Source organism: Paracoccus kondratievae (genome assembly GCF_009301415.1).
In the GTDB taxonomy this organism is placed as follows: Bacteria; Pseudomonadota; Alphaproteobacteria; order Rhodobacterales; family Rhodobacteraceae; genus Paracoccus; species Paracoccus kondratievae.
This window is the reverse complement of the sequence record NZ_CP045072.1, coordinates 1814534-1833175: the sequence shown is the minus strand read 5'-3', so window position 1 is coordinate 1833175 and position 18642 is coordinate 1814534. Positions and strand designations below refer to the sequence as shown.

The following is an 18642-nucleotide window of genomic DNA, read 5'->3' as shown; positions in this document are numbered from 1 at the left end:
GGAATGCCTTTCGTATGACATGCAATCGGTAGGCCGGCCCCTGCGCAAGGTCAACGGGGCGCGTCTGACCCGAGCGCCTTGCCCCCGGACGTCTTGCGGCTTATCCCTTGGGGTCGAACCGAATTCCGGGGATGCGATGGCGGACAGACTTAACAGAACGGCCAATCTGTTCGCCCGTATGTGGCGCGACTATCTGCACCCCTATTGGGCGCGCATCCTGCTGGCGCTGGTTTTTCTGATTGTCGAGGGCTCGACGCTGGGCCTGCTTAGCTGGATGCTGAAGCCGCTGTTCGACCGGGTTTTTGTCGGTGGCGACACCGATGCGATCTGGTGGGTCGGTGGCGTGATCTTTTCGCTGTTCCTGATCCGCGCCTCGACCTTTGTCATCAACCGTAGCCTGATGACATCGGTCTCGCTGGCGGTTTCGACCAGTATGCAGACGGATTTGCTGCGCCATATCATGACGTTGGACAGCAGCTTTTTCCAGGAGAACCCGCCCGGCGCGCTGATCGAGCGGGTGCAGGGCGATTCCATCGCCGTGCAGGGTGTGTGGTCCACATTCATCTCGGGCGCGGGGAGGGACATGGTCTCGCTGTTGTCGCTGTTCGGGGTTGCGGTGGCGGTCGATCCCTGGTGGACCATGGCGGCGCTGGTCGGTGCGCCGCTGCTGATCCTGCCCACCGTGCTGGTCCAGCGATATATCCGCCGCAAGATGCGGCAAAACCGCGTTAATGCCAGCCAGCGCGCCACCCGGCTTGATGAGGTCTTGCACGGTATCAACGCCGTCAAACTGAACCGGATGGAGGATTATCAGGCCGACCGATTCAGCCAGATCGTCAGCCGCATCCGCAAGGCCGAGATCAAGATGTCAGGTATCGGCGCCACTGTGCCGGCGCTGGTCGATGTCGTCACCGGGCTGGGCTTTATCGGCGTCCTTGCCCTGGGCGGGGCCGAGGTGACGCGGGGCGAACGCACGGTCGGGGACTTCATGTCCTTTTTCACCGCCATGGCGCTGGCCTTTCAGCCTCTGCGGCGTCTGGGCAACCTGACCGGCACATGGCAGATCGCAGCCGCAAGTCTTGAGCGCATCTATTCCGTGCTTGATATGCAGCCCGGGATTGCATGCGGACCGCGCCGCGAGCCGCCACCCGACACCACCATCCGCTTTCATGATGTGCGGCTGGCTTATTCCGGCCATCCGGTCCTGAACGGGCTGAGTTTTACCGCCGAGTCTGGTCAGACGACGGCGCTGGTGGGGCCTTCGGGCGCTGGAAAATCCACGGTCTTCAACCTGCTGACCCGGTTGATTGATCCCGAAGCGGGCGAGATCACCCTGGGTGGGGTGCCTTTGCGCGAATTCGATCTGGGCGTGCTGCGCGATCAGTTCTCGACCGTCAGCCAAGAGGCCGCGCTGTTTGACGAGACGCTGCGCGAAAACATCCTGCTTGGCCATCCGCAGGATGACAAGGCGCTGCGCCGGGCGACTGTCGCTGCCCATGTTGCGGATTTCACCGATAACCTGCCCCTTGGGCTCGACACGCCGGCGGGGCCGCGTGGCTCGGCCCTGTCGGGGGGGCAGCGCCAGCGCGTGGCGATTGCGCGTGCCGTTCTGCGCGATGCGCCGATCCTGCTGCTTGACGAGGCGACCTCGGCGCTTGATGCGCAAAGCGAGCGGCTGGTCCAGCAGGCGCTGGACGAGCTTTCGGCCGGGCGCACCACCTTGGTCATCGCGCACAGGCTTTCGACCGTGCGCCAGGCCGACAAGATCGTGGTGATCGAGGCAGGCCGGGTTGTCGAAGAGGGCAACCATGACCAGCTAATGGCAAAGGGCGGTGCCTATGCTGCCCTGGTCAGGTTGCAATTCGGAGATCAATGATGCGGCGCATTCTGGCGGTTTCGGGCGAGGATCGGGTCGAGTTCCTGCAAGGCCTTGTGACCAACAAGGTCGGGGACGTGCCTTGCTGGGCGGCGCTGCTGACGCCGCAGGGCAAGTATCTGGCCGATTTTCTGATCGTCCCGGATGGCGCGCGGCTGCTGATTGATGTCGACGCGCGGCTGGCTGATGATCTGATCCGGCGGCTGTCGCTGTACAAGCTGCGTTCACGTGTCACGGTTGAGCCGACCGAACTGACCGTCACGCGCGGTATCGGCGATATGCCTGACGCTGCCATAGCCGATCCGCGGCATGAGGCGCTGGGCTGGCGTCTTTACGGCGGCTCGGGCGGTGAGCGGGCGGCTGACGACGGGATTGATTGGGATGCGATCCGGGTCGGACATTGCATCCCCGAAAGCCTGATCGAGCTGATCCCGAACGAGACCTTTATCCTTGAAGCCGGGTTCGAGCGCCTGCATGGCGTCGATTTCCGCAAAGGCTGCTATGTCGGGCAAGAGGTCACGGCGCGGATGAAGCACAAGACCGAGCTGCGCAAGGGGCTTGTCACCGTCGGCATCGAGGGCGCGGCCCCTGTCGGGACGCCCATCCTGATGGCGGACGGGCGCGAGGCGGGCACGCTTTACACCCAATCCGGCAACCGGGCTATCGCCTATATGCGCTTTGACCGCATGGGCGAGGGGTTGACGGCGGGGGCCGCCCGCATTCTGCCATGACCGCCCCGACCGAGGAGCGTGTGCGCCGCATCGTCCATGTGGATATGGATGCGTTTTACGCCTCGGTCGAACAGCGCGACAATTCCGAGCTGCGCGGGCGCCCGGTCGCCGTTGGCGGCATCCGCCGTGGCGTGGTGGCGGCGGCGAGCTATGAAGCGCGCCGCTTTGGCGTGCGCTCGGCCATGCCCTCGATGCGGGCGATGCGGCTGTGTCCCGACCTGGTCTTTGTAAAGCCGCGCTTTGACGTCTATCGCGCGGTCAGCCAGCAGGTGCGCGACATCTTTTTCGAATACACCCCGCTTGTCGAACCCTTGTCGCTGGATGAGGCTTATCTGGATCTCACCGATTATCTGCACGGCCGCACCGCGACGCGCATCGCGCAAGAGATCCGCGCACGTATCCGCGAGGCGACAGGGCTGACCGCCTCGGCCGGGGTCAGCTATAACAAGTTTCTCGCCAAGCTGGCCTCGGACCAGCGCAAACCGGACGGGCTGTTCGTAATCCCGCCTGAGGCTGGACCCGAGTTTGTCCATGGCCTGCCCATCGGTCGCTTTCACGGCATCGGTCCGGCGACAGCGGCGCGGATGGAGTCGCATGGTATTCTGACCGGCGCCGATCTGGCACGGCAGACCCTTGAGTTCCTGACGGCGCGTTTTGGCAAATCGGGCACCTATTACTGGAATATTGCCCGTGGCATAGACACGCGCGAGGTCAAGCCGAACCGTATCCGCAAAAGCATCGGGGCCGAGAACACCTATTTCGAAGATCTGCGCAACCTTCCGGCAGCCCATGAGGCGCTGGAGGTGCTGGCCGACAAGGTCTGGAGGCATGCCACGAATGCCGGGCGCGTGGGGCGGACGGTGACGCTGAAGGTGAAATACGGCGATTTCCGCCAGATCACCCGTGCGCGTTCGCTGCCGCGTCCGGTAGAAAGCCGGGATGAGATGCTGGGCATGGCCCGCGACCTGCTGGGGCCGGTTTTTGCCGACCCGCACGGGGTCAGGCTGTTGGGGATCACCCTGTCCGGACTCGATGAGGCGCGGCAGGATGAGCCGCCGCGCCAGCTTGGTCTTTTTGATCAGGCGTAAAGACTGGTCACGCCGACCTTTTGATGGATGTCGTTCACCGTTTCCTTGTCTAGCCCAAGGTTCTGGGCAAGCTCGTGCAGGTATTCGGCCTCTTTCCGATTGTCGAATTCGATCGCCATCAGTGACATCAGATAGATTTGGGGGCCAAAGTCCTCGGGCACTTCGCGGGCCAGCGCCGCCGCATTGACGGGGGCTGCCATCTGTTCGCGGATAAAGGCGCGTTCTTCGTCGTCCAGCTCGCCGAATTCCGACATCAGCTTGGCTTTTTCCTGCTCGTCGATCTCTCCGTCCGATTTTGCCGCCTGGATCATCGCCCTGAGCATCAGGCCGGCCAAAGCGTTCTGTTCGGGCGTGGGCGCGGTCGAGGGCTCATCACCGGTCGCAAGCGCCTCGTTGAAGAGCTCGCCAAAGCTGGCATCGTTCTGGGGTTGTGCACCCTTTTGCGCCAGCCCGCCGGTGCTGCCCTGCGGGGCCTGAGCCTGCGCGCCGCCGCGACCGCCCAGAAGATCACCCAGAATACCGCCAAGGCCGCCAGCCGCCGCGCCGCCAAGGACGCCGCCCAGGCCGCCAGAGCCGCCCGAACGGCCACGCGGCCCGGCCAGCTGGTCAAGCAGGCCACCCAGCCCGCCCTGTGCTGTCCCGGCCGAGCGGGGGGAATTCGGGCCACCATAGGCCGAGCCGCTGCCTGTACGACCGCCCAGCACCTGACCCAGCATATCGCCAAGCCCGCCCGAGCCGGTGCTGCGGCTGCCCGCCCCACCGGTGTTGTTGCCAAAAAGCTCGTCCAGCAGGCCGCCCGAGCTACGCCCGCCGCCGCTTTGAGGCCGGTTCTGGGCGTTCTTCATCATGGTTCCGATCCCTTTGGCCAGCATGACGCCAGCCGCGACGCGGGCGAGGGATTTCATCAGGCTCATAGCATTCCTCCGAAAGCGTTGCGCGGCCGCCGGGCCGGGCAGCCTTGTCTGCCGGATTCCAACGTCTTTGCCGGGCAGAGGTTCCCGCGTTTCATGCTTATGTCGCCGGGTCGGGCGCCCTTGATTTTTCCCCGGCCGGATTATAAGTCGCGGCGGATGTTTCACGACGGGGGCTGTCGCGCGGGTGGCCCCCCCGATAGGAGGCCAGGATGGCAAAGGCAAAGTTTGAACGTACGAAACCGCACGTCAACATTGGTACGATTGGTCACGTTGACCACGGCAAGACGACTCTGACGGCAGCGATCACCAAGTACTACGGTGAATTCAAGGCCTACGATCAGATTGACGGGGCCCCTGAAGAGCGTGCTCGGGGTATCACGATCTCGACGGCGCACGTTGAGTACGAGTCCGATACGCGCCACTATGCGCACGTCGACTGCCCCGGCCACGCTGACTATGTCAAGAACATGATCACGGGCGCTGCGCAGATGGACGGCGCGATCCTGGTTGTGAACGCTGCTGACGGCCCGATGCCTCAGACACGTGAACACATCCTGCTGGGCCGTCAGGTTGGCATCCCCTACATGGTCGTTTACCTGAACAAGGTTGACCAGGTTGACGATCCCGAGCTGCTGGAACTGGTCGAGATGGAGGTTCGTGAGCTTCTGTCGTCCTACGACTACCCCGGCGACGACATTCCGATCATCAAGGGCTCGGCTCTGGCTGCTCTGGAAGGCCGCGACGCCGAGATCGGCGAGAACTCGATCCGGGAACTGATCAAGGCCGTTGACGAGTACATCCCGACGCCCGAGCGTGCGGTTGACCTGCCGTTCCTGATGCCGATCGAAGACGTGTTCTCGATCTCGGGCCGTGGTACGGTTGTGACCGGCCGTGTTGAGCGTGGCGCGGTGAACGTCGGCGACGAGCTTGAGATCATCGGGATCCGTCCGACCAAGAAGACGACCTGCACCGGCGTCGAGATGTTCCGCAAGCTTCTGGATCGCGGTGAGGCTGGCGACAACATCGGCGCTCTGCTGCGCGGTGTTGAGCGTGACGGCGTTGAGCGTGGTCAGGTTCTGGCGAAACCGGGTTCGGTTACCCCGCACACCGAGTTTGAAGCCGAGGCCTACATCCTGACCAAGGAAGAGGGCGGTCGTCACACTCCGTTCTTTGCGAACTACCGTCCGCAGTTCTACTTCCGGACCACTGACGTGACCGGTACGGTGAAGCTGCCGGAAGGCACCGAGATGGTTATGCCTGGCGACAACCTGAAGTTCACGGTTGAGCTGATCGCTCCGATCGCGATGGAAGAGAAGCTGCGCTTCGCCATCCGTGAAGGCGGCCGCACCGTCGGCGCAGGCGTCGTCTCCAAAATCATTAAATAAGCGTCGTGGGGGCGTAATGCCCCCGCGCGCCACAGGCGTCGGCTGATCTTTCAACGGATATCGCGACAGGAAGGCCGCTCCGAAAGGGGTGGCCTTTTTTCTTTTGGACGCCCCGGGCTTTACCGGCTCACGCGAGTTTTTCGCGTCAGTAAGGCTGTGTCATGTTAGCCTTTCCCCCTCAGAGGAGGGTACGATCATGACCGAACGCAGGAAGGCTGCGGATTTTCACCCCCGCATTCTTGAGATTTTTGACGGCTACGTGCACGGCCGAATCACCAAGCGCGATTTCATGGTACAGGCAGCGCAATTCGCCACCGCCGGGATGAGCGCTGCCGCGATCTTTGAGGCGCTGCGCCCAAACTATGCGCTGGCCCAGCAGGTTCCGCCCGACGACCCCGCCATCCGGACCGAGACTGTGAGTTACGACAGCCCGCAGGGTCATGGGCGCATCAGCGGGCTGATGGCCCGCCCTGCCGAGGCGCAGGGCAGCCTGTCCGCCGTGCTGGTGGTACATGAGAACCGTGGCCTGAATCCCTATATCGCGGATGTGGTGCGCCGTCTGGGCAAGGCGGGCTATCTGGCCTTTGGTCCTGACGGGCTCAGCTCTCGGGGCGGGTATCCCGGGAATGATGATCAGGGCCGCGAGATGCAGACCAGCATGGATCCGGCCAGGCTGATGGAGGATTTCTTTGCCGCCTATGAATTCCTGCGCGACCACGCCGACTCGACCGGCAAGGTGGGCGCGGTGGGCTTTTGCTATGGTGGCGGGGTCTGCAATGCGCTGGCGGTAGCTTACGCCGATCTTGCCGCCTCGGTCCCCTTCTATGGCCGCCAGCCCCGGCCCGAAGAGGTGCCGCAGATCCGCGCCCCGCTGCTGCTGCATTACGCCGAGAATGATGAGCGGGTGAACGCCGGCTGGCCCGATTATGAGGCCGCGCTGAAAAAGCATGGCAAGGAATATCAGGCCCATTTCTATCCCGGTACCCAGCACGGTTTTCATAACGACACCACGCCGCGCTATGACAAACAGGCGGCCGAGCTTGCCTGGCAGCGGACACTGGAGTTTTTCGGCGAAAAGCTCTCCTGACACGGTCTGTCAGCAGTCCGGGTCCATTCTGGCCGGGAAAGGAGATTTCGCATGATTGATCATATTGGATTTCCCGTCTCGGATCTGGCCCGCCCGCGCGCCTTTTACGACCGGGCGCTGGCACCTTTGGGCATTAAGCTGATGATGGAGGTGACCGAGGAAATGACCGGCGGTCATGGTGCCCATCTGGGCTATGGCCGCGATGGTAACCCCTTTTTCCGGATCGGCACCGGCCGGTCGGTGCCGACGGGGGTGCATATCGCCTTTGCCGCCTCTGACCGCGCGATGGTGGACGCATTTCACGCGGCCGCGCTGGCCGCAGGTGGACGCGATAATGGCGCGCCGGGGCTACGGCCGGAATATCACGCCAGCTATTGCGGAGCCTTTATTCTTGACCCCGACGGAAACAATATCGAGGCCGTCCATCACGGAGCGCCCGCATGACCCTGTATCATGGCTCTTGTTTCTGCGGCGCGGTCCGGTTTGAGGCCGAGGGAGATCTGTCCCAGGGCACCATGCGCTGCAATTGCAGCTTTTGCCGCAAGATGCGCTACTGGGAGATGCGTCTGCCCGATCCCGAACGGTTCCGTGTCTTGCAAGGCGCTGATGCCCTGGCCGAGACCCCGCGCCGTCAGCAGGATGGGGCGGATATGCACCACCTATTTTGCTCGCGCTGCGGCACTCGGCTATGGACCGAGGGTAACATTGCCGAGATTGGCGGGCAGTTCCGCATGGTGTGCATCAACGCCCTTGACGATCTGTCCGAGGCTGAGCTGATCGCGGCGCCGGTCTTTTATGCCGACGGTGCGCATGATGCGTGGTGGGACCCCGCGCCGGAAACGCGGCATCTTTGACTTTCGTCCCTCCCTGGCAGGGCGGGGAATTCGGTTGCCGGAAAGGGCGCTGTCAATCACGTTGCCTCACCCGGAAAATCCGTCTAAAGTAGCAGCCGCAACAGAGGAGAACGGTGTCATGGACAGCTCGCACATCTGACCTTTCACGGACGGATTGACGAGGATTCCCATGACTGCTGACTTCCTTGAGGCGGCTTTGCCCCACCCTATGCGCTTTCCAGACGGTTCTGTGAGCCGGGGTCTGGTGTATCTGAACCAGGTGATCGACCATCCGAATATCGAGATCGGCGATTTCACCTATGCCAGCAGCTTTGAGCCGCCAGATGACTGGGCGGTGCGGTTGGCACCTTATACCTGTGCGGGCGCGCCCGAGCGGCTGGTCATCGGGCGGTTTTGCCAGATTGCCGACCGGGTGCGGATCATCACCGCCCCGGCCAACCATCCGATGGCCGGCGTATCGACCTATCCCTTTGCGATCTTTGATCACGCACGGGTGGGCGATTACATCGACCAGATCAGCGGCCTGCCTGATACGGTGATCGGCCATGATGTCTGGATCGGCGACGGTGCTACCATTCTGCCCGGTGCCCGGATCGGTAGCGGTGTCATCATTGGCGCGGATTGCGCGTGCCACCGCCGCATTGGCGCGCGCCGATGTCGCGGCGCTTGAAAGACTGGCCGCCTGAGGCGGTTTGACGGAACGAACCGGGCCGCGGCCCGGACCAATGAGAATGAGGTTCAAGATGTTTGGCTGGTTCGAGCGCCGGCTTGATCCCTATCCGGCTGATCCGCCGCAGATGCCGCCGCAGGGTTTGTGGCGGTTCATCCTGCATTTTTCGCGCGGTGCCAAAGGCTTCATGCTGGCCATGGCGGCCTGTTCGGCACTGATCGCGATCGCCGAGGTGATCCTTTTTGGCTATATGGGCGAACTGGTGAACCTGCTGGCCGAGGCAGACCGCCAGAACTTTTGGTCGACCGAGGGCAGTCGCCTGATCCTGATGGGCGTGCTGCTGGTGATCGGTCTGCCGGTGCTGCAGGTGCTGTTTTCGCTGTTGATGCACCAGACGCTGATGGGCAACTTTCCCCAGCGCATCCGCTGGCAGGCGCATCGCTATCTGCTGCGCCAGTCGATGAGCTATTTTCAGGATGAGTTTGCCGGCCGCATTGCCACCAAGCTGATGCAGACCGCGCTGGCTGTGCGCGAAGTGGCGATGAAGTTCATGGACGTGCTGACCTATGTCTGCGTCTATTTCATCGGTGCGCTGGTGCTGGCGGCATCGACCGACGGCTGGCTGGCGCTGCCCTTTGTCGCCTGGGCCGTACTTTACGGTCTGCTGCTGTGGTGGCTGATTCCGCGCATCGGCCGGATCAGCGAGGCGCAGGCCGATGCCCGCGCGGTGATGACCGGCCGGGTGGTGGACAGCTACACCAACATCTCGACCGTCAAGCTGTTCTCGCATTCATCGCGGGAAGAGGCTTACGTTCGCGAAAGCATGGACGGCTTTCTCGGCACGGTTCATGTGCAGATGCGGCTGGCCTCGATCCAGAACATCCTGATCTCGACCCTGAACTCTCTGCTGACCTTTGCGGTCACGGCGCTGGGGCTGTGGCTGTGGACGCATGGCAAGATCGACGTCGGCGCGGTGGCGGTTGCTATCCCGCTGGCGCTGCGGCTTGGCAATATGTCGCACTGGATCATGTGGGAGTTCGCGATGCTGTTCGAAAACATCGGTACGGTTCGCGACGGGATCGGCTCTTTGTCGCTGCCACGCATGGTGACGGACGCCAGGGGCGCCCGGCCGCTTTCTGTGCCCGAAGGACAGGTCGAATTCAGCAAGGTCACCTTCCGCTATGGCGAACAGGCCAGCCAGGGTCGCGGCGCGGTGCTTGATGATCTTAGCCTGACCATCGCGCCGGGTGAGCGTATTGGCCTGGTCGGTCGCTCGGGGGCGGGGAAATCGACGCTGGTGAACCTGCTGCTGCGTTTCCACGATCTTGAGACGGGGCGTATCCTGATCGATGGTCAGGACGTCTCGCAGGTGACGCAGGAATCACTGCGCGCCGCCATCGGGGTGGTCACGCAGGACACCTCGCTTTTGCACCGGTCGATCCGTGACAACATCTCGTATGGTCGCCCCGATGCTTCTGAGGCCGAGATCCGGCGTGCTATCGAACTCGCCGAGGCGGACTTTATCTTCAGCCTGACCGATTCGCAGGGCAGGCGGGGGCTGGAGGCGCATGTGGGTGAACGCGGGGTCAAACTGTCCGGCGGTCAGCGCCAGCGGGTCGCTATCGCGCGGGTGCTTTTGAAGGATGCGCCGATTCTGGTTCTGGACGAGGCGACTTCGGCGCTGGACAGCGAGGTAGAGGCGGCGATTCAGTCGCAGCTCGACATGCTGATGCAGGGCAAGACCGTGATCGCGATTGCGCACCGGCTTTCCACCATTGCCCGTATGGACCGGCTGGTGGTGATGGAGCGGGGCCGCATCGTCGAGCAGGGCACTCATGAGGAGCTGCTGGCACATGGCGGCATCTATGCGGGGCTTTGGGCGCGGCAATCGGGCGGGTTTCTTGAGGCAGAGTGATCTTACCTCTTGAACCGGCCTTGCAGCTGCCGTAATCAGCAGCGCGGCCTAGGGGTATAGCTCAGTTGGTAGAGCATCGGTCTCCAAAACCGAGGGTCGGGGGTTCGAGTCCCTCTGCCCCTGCCAGTCACCTTGACTGGACAGGCACCGCAGCAATCAAAGACAGTGCCGGATAGTGGGCAAGGCTATGCCTTGTGCTGATTCGTACCCGTCAGCCTGCGCGGCTGGCCAAGCTGTCAGGGACATCCGGTCGCAGCCGGAGATGGGGTATGAAACCGGCGCTTGAAAAGCGGCTCGGCACAGGCTATCTGACCCGCTGCAAGACCGAAGGGAAATCCATGGCCAACCCCGTCCAGTTCATCAGCCAGGTCCGCAGCGAGCTTGGCAAGATCGCCTGGCCCACCCGCCGCGAGGTGGTGACGACCACGATCATGGTTTTCATCATGGCGACGTTGGCGTCGGTGTTTTTCTTCCTCGTGGATCTGTTGATCAAGACTGGTCTGTCGAGCGTCATCAACCTGATCGGTAGCTGAGGGCTTGCATTGAGCGGCAGGGGGCGGTATGTCCGCCCGACCTGCCCTTAACGCGGCGTGCATCGATTCGGTCGTGCGCGCCGATTTCGATTTGGCCGGCGCTAGCATGATTTGCGCCCAGTCCGGCCGGGGCGGTAAAGGAATTCAATGGGTTGGCCTTGGTCCGCCCGGAAGGAAACAGGGGTCGATCGAGACATGGCAAAGCGTTGGTATTCGGTCAGCGTCCTGTCAAACTTTGAAAAGAAGGTCGCCGAGGCGATTCGTCAGGCGGTGACTGAAAAGGGTTTGCAGGACCAGATCGAAGAAGTGCTGGTCCCGACCGAGGAAGTGATCGAGATTCGCCGGGGCAAGAAAGTCACCTCCGAGCGCCGTTTCATGCCCGGCTATGTTCTGGTGCGGATGGAGCTGACGGATCAGACCTATCATCTGGTCAACTCGATCAACCGCGTCACCGGTTTCCTTGGCGCGCACGGCAAGCCGATGCCCATGCGCGACGACGAGGTGAATGCGATCTTGAATCGCACGGGCGAGGGCGGAGCCGAAGTCGCGCCGCGTAACCTGATCCGCTTTGACGTGGGTGAAAAAGTGAATGTGACCGACGGGCCGTTCGAAGGCTTCTCGGGCATGGTCGAGGAAGTGGACGAGGTCGCGAATCGTGTCAAAGTGACCGTTTCGATCTTTGGCCGTCCCACCCCGGTCGAACTGGAATTCACGCAGGTCGCCAAAACCGCGTGATCATCTGCGGGAGGCGTGAGCCGCACCGCTAAGTCGGCCCCAAAGCTCATACCGGGCGGGGCGTGATGATAAGGAGAGGGCCAGATGGCCAAGAAAGTTGTCGGCAGCCTAAAGCTGCAAATCAAGGCGGGTCAGGCGAACCCGTCCCCGCCCGTCGGCCCGGCTCTGGGTCAGCGCGGCATCAACATCATGGAATTCTGCAAGGCGTTCAACGCCCGCACGCAGGAGATGGAGCAGGGCATCCCTGTTCCGGTCGTGATCACCTACTACGCCGATAAATCCTTTACCTTCGAGACCAAGACGCCGCCTGCGTCGTTCCTGCTCAAGAAGGCTGCCGGTCTTAAGCCGCAGGGCAAGCGCAACCGCGCCAAGGGCTCGGAAAAGCCCGGTCGTCAGGTCGCTGGCACCGTGACTGTCAAGCAGATCCGCGAGATCGCCGAAGCGAAGATGAAGGACCTGTCCGCCAACGACGTCGAGGCCGCGATGCAAATCATCCTGGGCTCGGCGCGTTCGATCGGCATCGAGGTGAAAGGCTGAGCCATGGCTAAACTTTCGAAAAAGCAAGCCGCTGCCCGCGCCGCCTTTGATGGCAAATCGAACCTTTCGGTCGAGGAAGCTGTCAAGCTGGTCAAGGACAACGCCACCGCGAAATTTGACGAAACCGTCGAGATCGCGATGAATCTGGGCGTTGACCCGCGCCACGCCGACCAGATGGTTCGTGGTGTCGTCACCCTGCCGAACGGCACCGGCAAGGACGTGCGCGTTGCCGTCTTTGCTCGTGGCCCCAAGGCTGACGAAGCCCGCGCCGCTGGTGCCGATATCGTTGGCGCTGAGGACCTGATGGAAACCATCCAGTCGGGCAAGATCGAGTTCGACCGCTGCATCGCCACTCCGGACATGATGCCGCTGGTTGGCCGTCTTGGCAAAATCCTTGGCCCGCGCAACCTGATGCCGAACCCCAAAGTCGGCACGGTGACGATGGACGTGAAAGCTGCTGTCGACGCTGCCAAAGGTGGTGAGGTTCAATTCAAGGCCGAGAAAGCGGGCGTTGTCCACGCTGGCGTCGGCAAAGCCTCGTTCGAAGTCGAGAAGCTGGCCCAGAACATCCGCGCCTTTGTGGATGCGGTGAACAAGGCCAAGCCCTCGGGCGCGAAAGGCACCTATGTGAAGAAGGTCTCGATCAGCTCGACCATGGGTCCGGGCGTGTCGCTGGACCTGACTTCGACCGCCGCCGAATAAGCGGCAAGAATTTCGCCGGCGTCCTTTACGGGGGCCGGCGGATGGCGAGGCAGCGATGCCTCGTCCTGTCCGAGACGGAGGGTGCCGGGAAACCGGCTTAATCGTCCTTCCTGAGATGGGATCAAGACCATTTTCCGGGCCCCGCCCCGGGTGATCTTGGGACCGTCACGGACCCGCCCCGGTGCCGCTTGCGGCGCTGGGAAAATGAGAGCCGGGGGGAAACCCCCAACTTGGAGTGAAACCGTGGATAGAGCGCAAAAAGAACAGGTGGTCGAGGAACTCGGCCAGATCTTTGAAGCCTCTGGCGTCGTGGTGGTTGCCCGCTACGAGGGAATGACGGTTGCCGAAATGCAGGACCTGCGCGCGCAAATGCGCGAAGCTGGCGGGTCCGTCCGCGTTGCCAAGAACAGGCTCGCCAAGATCGCCCTGGATGGAAAGCCTTGCGCAAGCATCGCCGACTATCTGACGGGTATGACCGTGCTCGCCTTTTCCGAGGACCCGGTGGCTGCTGCCAAGGTCGCGGACAAATTCGCCAAGGGTAACGACAAGTTCGTGATTCTTGGCGGCGCCATGGGTGACACGGCGCTTGACCCGGCCGGTGTGAAGGCTGTGGCCCAGATGCCGTCGCGCGAGGAGCTTATCGCTTCGATCGTGGCTTGCATCGGTGCCCCGGCATCCAACATCGCGGGCGCGATTGGCGCACCTGCCAGCAACATCGCGGGCATCCTCAAGACTCTGGAAGAGCGCGAGGCCGCCTGAGGCAATCCCAATTCCGTCGTGGGGTTGAAACCCCGACGTTGGAACACTTAATGAAAGAACGGAAAAATGGCTGACCTGAAAAAACTCGCCGAAGAAATCGTGGGCCTGACCCTGCTGGAAGCCCAGGAACTGAAAAACATCCTGAAAGAAGAATACGGCATTGAGCCGGCTGCTGGCGGCGCTGTCATGGTTGCCGGCCCGGCTGCTGGTGGTGACGCCGGCGGCGCTGCCGAAGAGAAAACCGAATTCGACGTCGTCCTGGTCGACGCCGGCGCCAACAAGATCAACGTGATCAAAGAAGTGCGCGGCATCACCGGTCTGGGCCTGAAAGAAGCCAAGGACCTGGTCGAAGCTGGTGGCAAGGTGAAAGAGGGTGCCTCGAAAGCCGACGCCGAAGAAATGAAGAAGAAGCTCGAAGCGGCTGGTGCCAAGGTCGAGCTGAAGTAATTGGCCCTTGCGGCCAGTTGACTGCAAGAAAACGGGCAGGGTCCGGGGTTTTCCGGTCCCTGCCGAACCTGTCTTGAAGGGCGGTTTCGCAACAGACCTTCCCTCAGGGCATGTTCGGGGTTCGGGAGTCGTGCGGTGGGACGCACGGCACGAATTGAACCCCGCCCTCATTCGCCGCCTTGTGCAGTCCGGGCCCCGACGGCCTGCGCAAGCGAAAGACGAAAGGTTAGACCCTCTATGGCGCAAGCTTATGTCGGCCAGAAACGCATCCGGCGTTACTATGGCAATATCCGCGAAGTTCTGGAGATGCCGAACCTCATTGAGGTTCAGAAATCTTCTTATGACCTGTTCCTGAATTCCGGCGAGAGCGACAGCCACCGGGATGGCGAAGGGCTGCAGGGTGTTTTCCAGTCGGTGTTCCCGATCCGGGACTTTAATGAGACCGCGACGCTCGAATTCGTGAAATACGAGCTGGAAAAGCCCAAATACGACGTGGATGAGTGCCAAAGCCGCGACATGACCTATGCCGCGCCGCTAAAGGTGACGCTGCGTCTGATCGTATTTGATGTCGACGAGGCCACCGGTGCCAAATCGGTCAAGGACATCAAAGAGCAGGACGTCTATATGGGCGATATGCCGCTCATGACTCAGAACGGTACGTTCATCGTGAACGGGACCGAACGGGTCGTGGTGTCGCAGATGCATCGCTCGCCGGGCGTGTTCTTTGACCATGACCGTGGCAAGACCCATTCCTCGGGCAAACTGCTGTTCGCCTGCCGCATCATTCCCTATCGCGGTTCGTGGCTGGACTTTGAGTTTGACGCCAAGGACCTGGTCTTTGCGCGTATCGACCGCCGCCGGAAACTGCCGGTGACGACGCTGCTCTATGCGCTCGGCATGGATCAGGAAGGCATCATGGACGCGTTCTACAACACCGTCCATTATCGACTGCAGCGCGCCGGCAAGGGGCAGGATGCTGGCTGGGTCACGAGGTTCTTCCCCGAGCGTGTGCGCGGCACCCGGCCGAGCTTTGATCTTGTGAATGCCGAGTCGGGCGAGGTCATCACCAAGGCCGGCGACAAGGTGACGCCGCGCCTGGTCAAGCAGTTGGTCGAGCAGGGCGATATCAACCTGCTGCTGCCGTTCGATAAAATCATTGGCCGCTTTGTTGCCAAGGACATCATCAACGAGCAGACCGGTCTGATCTACGCCGAAGCCGGGGACGAGATCACCGTCGAGTATGATCGCGACGGCGAGATTTCGGGCGGCCTGCTGAAAGTGCTGCTGGACAATGGCATCGAGGATATCCCGGTCCTCGACATCGACCATGTCAACGTTGGTCCTTACATCCGCAACACCATGGCTGCGGACAAGAACATGAACCGCGAGCAGGCGCTGATGGATATCTATCGCGTCATGCGTCCGGGTGAGCCGCCGACCGTCGAGGCCGCCTCGACGCTGTTCGGCAGCCTGTTCTTTGATGGCGAGCGTTATGACCTCTCGGCCGTTGGCCGGGTCAAGATGAACATGCGCCTTGATCTTGATGCGCCGGACACTCAGCGCACCCTGCGCAAGGAAGACATCATCGCCTGTATCCGCGGCCTTGTCGAACTGCGTGATGGCAAGGGCGAGATCGACGATATCGACCACCTCGGCAACCGCCGGGTGCGCTCGGTCGGCGAGCTGATGGAAAACCAATATCGCATCGGTCTGCTGCGCATGGAGCGTGCAATCCGTGAGCGTATGTCGGGCGTCGAGATCGACACCGTCATGCCGCAGGACCTGATCAACGCCAAACCTGCTGCTGCTGCAGTGCGCGAGTTCTTTGGCTCGTCGCAGCTGTCGCAGTTCATGGACCAGACCAACCCGCTGTCAGAAGTGACGCACAAACGCCGTCTTTCGGCGCTTGGCCCGGGCGGTCTGACCCGTGAGCGTGCGGGCTTTGAGGTGCGCGACGTTCACCCGACCCATTACGGCCGGATGTGCCCGATCGAGACGCCGGAAGGTCAGAACATCGGTCTGATCAACAGCCTCGCGACCTTTGCCCGTGTGAACAAATACGGCTTCATCGAAACCCCCTATCGTCGGGTGGTCGATGGCACGGTCACTGATGACGTGGTCTATATGTCGGCCACCGAAGAGATGCGTCATACCATCGCCCAGGCCAATGCCGAACTGGATGAGAACGGGCGCTTCGTGCAAGAGCTGGTCTCGACCCGTCAGGGCGGCGACTTCATGCTGAACCCCGTCGATGCGGTCGATCTGATCGACGTTTCGCCCAAGCAGCTGGTTTCGGTCGCTGCCGCGCTGATCCCGTTCCTGGAAAACGACGACGCCAACCGCGCGCTGATGGGGTCGAACATGCAGCGTCAGGCTGTGCCGTTGCTGCGGGCAGAAGCGCCCTTTGTCGGCACCGGCATGGAGGCGACGGTTGCCCGCGATTCGGGTGCGGCGATCATGGCGCGTCGCGGCGGGATCATCGACCAGGTCGATGCCCAGCGTATCGTTATCCGTGCGACCGAAGATCTGGGTGCCGGTGACGCTGGCGTGGACATCTATCGTCTGCGCAAGTTCAAACGTTCGAACCAGTCCTCGACCATCAACCAGCGCCCGCTGGTCAAGGTGGGAGAAAAGGTCGTCAAGGGTCAGGTCATCGCTGACGGTCCCTCGACCGATCAGGGGGAACTGGCGATCGGCCGGAACGTGGTCGTGGCCTTCATGCCCTGGAACGGCTACAACTACGAGGACTCGATCCTGATCTCTGAGCGGATCCACCGCGACGACGTGTTCACCTCGATCCATATCGATGAATACGAGGTTGCGGCCCGCGATACCAAGCTGGGCCCGGAAGAGATCACCCGCGACATCCCGAACGTCGGTGAAGAGGCGCTGCGCAACCTTGATGAGGCTGGCATCGTCTATATCGGCGCCGAGGTCGGCCCGGGCGATATTCTGGTTGGCAAGATCACGCCCAAGGGCGAAAGCCCGATGACGCCGGAAGAAAAGCTTCTGCGCGCTATCTTTGGTGAAAAGGCGTCCGACGTGCGCGACACGTCGCTGCGTCTGCCGCCGGGCGCCTATGGCACCGTGGTCGAGGTCCGGGTCTTTAACCGTCACGGCGTCGACAAGGACGAGCGTGCGTTGCAGATCGAGCGTGAAGAGGTCGAGCGTCTGGCCCGTGACCGGGACGACGAGCTTGCGATCCTTGAACGCAACATCTACGCGCGTCTCAAGACGCTCATCATGGGCAAGGAAGTCGTCAAGGGGCCGAAAGGCATCCGCGCCGGGGCTGTCGTGGACGAGGATCTGCTGGGTCAGCTGAGCCGCGGCCAGTGGTGGCAGCTTGCTGTCGCCGACGAAAGCACCGCCAAGGAAGTCGAGGCGCTGAACCAGCAATTCGACGCGCAGAAACGCGCGCTTGACAACCGTTTCGACGACAAGGTCGAAAAGGTCCGTCAGGGCGACGATCTGCCTCCGGGCGTGATGAAGATGGTCAAGGTCTTTGTCGCTGTGAAGCGCAAGCTGCAGGCGGGCGACAAGATGGCCGGTCGTCACGGCAACAAGGGTGTCGTTTCGAAGGTCGTTCCGATCGAGGACATGCCCTTCCTTGCTGACGGTACCCCGGTTGACCTGGTGCTGAACCCGCTGGGCGTGCCTTCGCGGATGAACGTCGGGCAGATCCTTGAAACCCACATGGGCTGGGCTTCGCGCGGTCTGGGCATCAAGATCGACGAGGCGCTGCAGGACTATCGCCGCAATGGCGACATGACCCCGGTGCGCGATGCGATGCGCAATGGCTATGGCGACGACTTCTATGCCGAGACCTTCGAAGGCATGGATGACGCGACCCTGCTTGAGCATGCCGACGCGGTGCGCGGCGGCGTTCCCATCGCGACGCCCGTCTTCGACGGCGCGAAAGAGGCCGATGTGAATGACGCTCTGCGTCGCGCTGGTTTCGACACCTCGGGTCAGTCCATCGTCTTTGACGGCCGCACCGGCGAGCAGTTCGCGCGTCCGGTCACCGTGGGGATGAAATACGTCCTGAAGCTGCACCACCTTGTCGATGACAAGATGCACGCACGTTCGACCGGGCCGTACAGCCTCGTCACCCAGCAGCCGCTGGGCGGCAAGGCCCAGTTCGGTGGCCAGCGTCTGGGTGAGATGGAGGTCTGGGCTCTGGAAGCCTACGGTGCCGCCTATACCCTGCAAGAGATGCTGACCGTCAAGTCGGACGACGTGGCGGGCCGGACCAAGGTCTATGAGAGCATCGTCAAGGGCGAGGACAATTTCGAGGCCGGCGTGCCGGAGTCGTTCAACGTTCTGGTCAAGGAGGTCCGGGGTCTGGGCCTCAACATGGAACTCCTGGATGCGGAGGACGAGGAGTAACGGATCACCGCGCGGGGTGCGCC

The 18642-nt window shown here is 62.2% G+C and carries 17 protein-coding genes and 1 tRNA gene; 17 read left to right on the top strand and 1 reads right to left on the bottom strand.

Annotated elements, in window-relative coordinates:
* Nucleotides 1–136 precede the first annotated feature (136 nt).
* The 3 genes from F8A10_RS09190 to dinB are packed head-to-tail and all read left to right on the top strand — an operon-like array spanning nt 137 to nt 3695.
* Nucleotides 137–1876, top strand: a complete 1740-nt coding sequence (locus F8A10_RS09190) for an ABC transporter ATP-binding protein (RefSeq protein WP_152367164.1) — start codon at nt 137–139, stop codon at nt 1874–1876.
* Nucleotides 1876–2607, top strand: a complete 732-nt coding sequence (gene ygfZ, locus F8A10_RS09185) for a CAF17-like 4Fe-4S cluster assembly/insertion protein YgfZ (protein ID WP_010393812.1) — start codon at nt 1876–1878, stop codon at nt 2605–2607. The genes F8A10_RS09190 and ygfZ overlap by 1 nt, the downstream gene beginning before the upstream one ends.
* A complete protein-coding gene (gene dinB / locus F8A10_RS09180; RefSeq protein WP_152367163.1) occupies nt 2604–3695 on the top strand; it encodes a DNA polymerase IV in 1092 nt (363 codons plus the stop codon). The genes ygfZ and dinB overlap by 4 nt, the downstream gene beginning before the upstream one ends.
* On the opposite strand, the gene F8A10_RS09175 is transcribed toward dinB, so the two are convergent.
* The gene (locus tag F8A10_RS09175; protein ID WP_152367162.1) at nt 3686–4609 is read right to left on the bottom strand and encodes a DUF533 domain-containing protein; all 924 of its coding nucleotides are present in this window, start codon (nt 4607–4609) and stop codon (nt 3686–3688) included. The two genes, dinB and F8A10_RS09175, sit on opposite strands and share 10 nt — an antisense overlap.
* Nucleotides 4610–4818: 209 nt before the next feature.
* Between F8A10_RS09175 and tuf the strand changes: the two genes are divergently transcribed.
* From tuf to rpoB, 14 genes are all read left to right on the top strand, one after another.
* On the top strand, nt 4819–5994 hold the full coding sequence (tuf, locus tag F8A10_RS09170; protein WP_010401000.1) for an elongation factor Tu: 1176 nt from the start codon (nt 4819–4821) through the stop codon (nt 5992–5994).
* 196 nt (nt 5995–6190) lie between these two features.
* On the top strand, nt 6191–7081 hold the full coding sequence (yghX, locus tag F8A10_RS09165; RefSeq protein WP_152367161.1) for a YghX family hydrolase: 891 nt from the start codon (nt 6191–6193) through the stop codon (nt 7079–7081).
* A gap of 51 nt (nt 7082–7132) precedes the next feature.
* Nucleotides 7133–7525, top strand: a complete 393-nt coding sequence (locus F8A10_RS09160; RefSeq protein ID WP_152367160.1) for a VOC family protein — start codon at nt 7133–7135, stop codon at nt 7523–7525.
* Nucleotides 7522–7935, top strand: coding sequence for a GFA family protein (locus F8A10_RS09155; protein WP_010398982.1), 414 nt, complete (start codon nt 7522–7524; stop codon nt 7933–7935). The genes F8A10_RS09160 and F8A10_RS09155 overlap by 4 nt, the downstream gene beginning before the upstream one ends.
* A 169-nt stretch (nt 7936–8104) precedes the next feature.
* The gene (locus tag F8A10_RS09150; RefSeq protein WP_193668117.1) at nt 8105–8605 is read left to right on the top strand and encodes an LbetaH domain-containing protein; all 501 of its coding nucleotides are present in this window, start codon (nt 8105–8107) and stop codon (nt 8603–8605) included.
* Between the two features lie 73 nt (nt 8606–8678).
* Nucleotides 8679–10520: an ABC transporter ATP-binding protein gene (locus tag F8A10_RS09145; RefSeq protein ID WP_152367366.1), complete on the top strand. Its 1842-nt coding sequence runs from the start codon at nt 8679–8681 to the stop codon at nt 10518–10520.
* A gap of 50 nt (nt 10521–10570) precedes the next feature.
* Nucleotides 10571–10646 (top strand) — tRNA-Trp (locus F8A10_RS09140).
* Nucleotides 10647–10789: 143 nt separating this feature from the next.
* The gene (gene secE, locus F8A10_RS09135) at nt 10790–11053 is read left to right on the top strand and encodes a preprotein translocase subunit SecE (RefSeq protein WP_010398988.1); all 264 of its coding nucleotides are present in this window, start codon (nt 10790–10792) and stop codon (nt 11051–11053) included.
* Between the two features lie 195 nt (nt 11054–11248).
* Nucleotides 11249–11788, top strand: coding sequence for a transcription termination/antitermination protein NusG (gene nusG / locus F8A10_RS09130; RefSeq protein WP_010398990.1), 540 nt, complete (start codon nt 11249–11251; stop codon nt 11786–11788).
* An 84-nt stretch (nt 11789–11872) separates the two neighbouring features.
* Nucleotides 11873–12325: a 50S ribosomal protein L11 gene (gene rplK / locus F8A10_RS09125; RefSeq protein WP_010398993.1), complete on the top strand. Its 453-nt coding sequence runs from the start codon at nt 11873–11875 to the stop codon at nt 12323–12325.
* A gap of 3 nt (nt 12326–12328) precedes the next feature.
* A complete protein-coding gene (rplA, locus tag F8A10_RS09120; RefSeq protein WP_010398994.1) occupies nt 12329–13027 on the top strand; it encodes a 50S ribosomal protein L1 in 699 nt (232 codons plus the stop codon).
* A gap of 243 nt (nt 13028–13270) precedes the next feature.
* Entirely contained in the window at nt 13271–13786 is a 516-nt protein-coding gene (gene rplJ / locus F8A10_RS09115) for a 50S ribosomal protein L10 (RefSeq protein ID WP_010398998.1), read from the top strand.
* A 66-nt stretch (nt 13787–13852) separates the two neighbouring features.
* A complete protein-coding gene (gene rplL, locus F8A10_RS09110; protein ID WP_010399001.1) occupies nt 13853–14233 on the top strand; it encodes a 50S ribosomal protein L7/L12 in 381 nt (126 codons plus the stop codon).
* Nucleotides 14234–14470: 237 nt separating this feature from the next.
* The gene (gene rpoB, locus F8A10_RS09105) at nt 14471–18619 is read left to right on the top strand and encodes a DNA-directed RNA polymerase subunit beta (RefSeq protein ID WP_010399004.1); all 4149 of its coding nucleotides are present in this window, start codon (nt 14471–14473) and stop codon (nt 18617–18619) included.
* The last annotated feature ends 23 nt before the right edge of the window (nt 18620–18642 follow it).